Raw genomic sequence first — 1,652 nt, 5'->3', positions numbered from 1 at the left:
GGTGGCCTCTCCACGGTGTTGATCAGCGCGGTGACGGGCCAGCCCATCGGCTTCGCTGCTCCTGGACCGGCACACCCCTGCCGGCGTCCTCCGGTCGGTACGACTTCCGCGTGCCCGTCGACGTGGCGGAGGTCAACGCGCTGGTCGCCAGGATCGCCGAGCCAGATGTGCTGACCGGCGTCGAGATCGCGCGGGTGGTCGGCGGCGTCGACCTCGCCACCGACCCGCTGGCCTGGTTGGGCGACAACACCGGGCAATGGCGCGTCGCGGTGGACGCCGGTGAGCCGGTGGGCCTGGCCGGCACGGCCGGAGACGCCTGCTACCCCCTGCTCGCCTATCTCGGCCTGCTCGACGAGGCGGCCCGGCCCGAGCTGCTGGCCGAGGCGGTCCGGGTGCTGGCCGCCGGCGGTGCCCGCGAGGTCATCGCCGACGTGGACTCGCACCGGGTGGCGGTGCTGGCGGAGTTGGAGCGGACCGGCTTTCGGCAGTTGCGCTCCCGGGTCGTCTTCGCGCCGCCGAACAACAAGGAATAGCTGACCGGGTGCGCCCGGTCACCCGGGCGCACCCCCTCAGCCGGCGTCGAGCGCGGCCCCTGTCAGCATCTGACCATGCCGGAGATCATCGCGCTCCTCGTCGGCGGGTTGGCGCTCGTCGTGGCGGCGGTCGCCGGGCTCTACCTCTGGCCGGTGGGCCGCCGTGGGTTACGGGTCGCGCCGGCCCGACCGCTCGACTTCGACACGGCCACCCGTGCCGCCGCGGCCATCATCGCCGCCGAGACGGCCGATCCGGAGGTGCGACCGGAGTCGCGCAGTCGCCTGCTGAGCCACGGTTCCCGTACCGGCCGGGCCGTGTTGCTCTTGCACGGCTACACCCTCGCGCCCGAGCAGTACGAACGGCTGGCCGAGGAGTTCTTCGACAGTGGGTACAACGTCTGGGTTCCCCGGGCACCCCGGCACGGGACCGTCGACCGGCGGGCCCACCACCGGGTCGAGGCCGCTGAGCTGACGACGTACGCCGCGCAGGGGTGGGCCGTCGCGGCGGCCCTGGGAGACGAGGTCGGCGTCGTGGGCATCTCCGGGGGCGCAGTGCTGGCCGCCTGGCTGGCCCAGGTGCCGGGAAACGTCGTACGGCATCTGCTGTTGCTGTCGCCGTTCTTTGCTCCGAATCCGCGACAGGCGCCGGCCTACGCGGTGAAACCGCTCATCACGCTGTACGGGCGTCGCGTTCTGCGGGACCGCGTCACGTCGCGGGGATACTCCCTCGCCGCCGTCACCCAGTACCTGACCATCGCGCGCACCCTGCCGAAGCCGCCACGGCGGACCGGTCTGCGGAGCGCGGCGGTCGCGATCAGCCCGCTCGACGGCGTGGTGGACCTCAGGGCGGCGGTCGACGTGCCGCGCCGGATCGCCGACGCGAACGCGATACCGCTGCGGGTGTGCACCCTGCCGGAGACGTTGGGCGTCGAACACAACACCCTCAACCTCGCCGCCCTCGGCGTCGAGGGCGACGAGCTGCGCCGGCTGTACGTCGCGCTCTACGAGGGTGCACCAGCACCAGAACCAGACCCCACGCCGACCCCCCACTAAAGCCAGGCCGGGCACCGCGTCGACGTGGTGCACCCGCAGCTCACCGGGCTCGACCTGGTGCTGGGC

General features: G+C 73.0%; 1 protein-coding gene and 1 pseudogene. Both read left to right on the top strand.

Going from position 1 to position 1,652, the window contains the following annotated elements:
• A pseudogene (locus ABZ749_RS34880) lies at positions 1 to 533 on the top strand (acetyltransferase); the annotation flags it as partial.
• A 75-nt stretch (positions 534 to 608) separates the two neighbouring features.
• Positions 609 to 1,586, top strand: coding sequence for an alpha/beta fold hydrolase (locus tag ABZ749_RS34875; RefSeq protein WP_357235619.1), 978 nt, complete (start codon positions 609 to 611; stop codon positions 1,584 to 1,586).
• Positions 1,587 to 1,652: the final 66 nt, after the last annotated feature.

This window comes from Micromonospora sp. NPDC047753 (genome assembly GCF_040642735.1).
Lineage (GTDB): Bacteria > Actinomycetota > Actinomycetes > Mycobacteriales > Micromonosporaceae > Micromonospora.
This window is presented reverse-complemented; position numbering and strand designations above follow the sequence as displayed.

Coding starts and splice junctions, on each gene's coding strand:
- ABZ749_RS34875 (WP_357235619.1), top strand. CDS start 609: ATGCCGGAGATCATCGCGCTCCTCGTCGGCGGGTTGGCGCTCGTCGTG.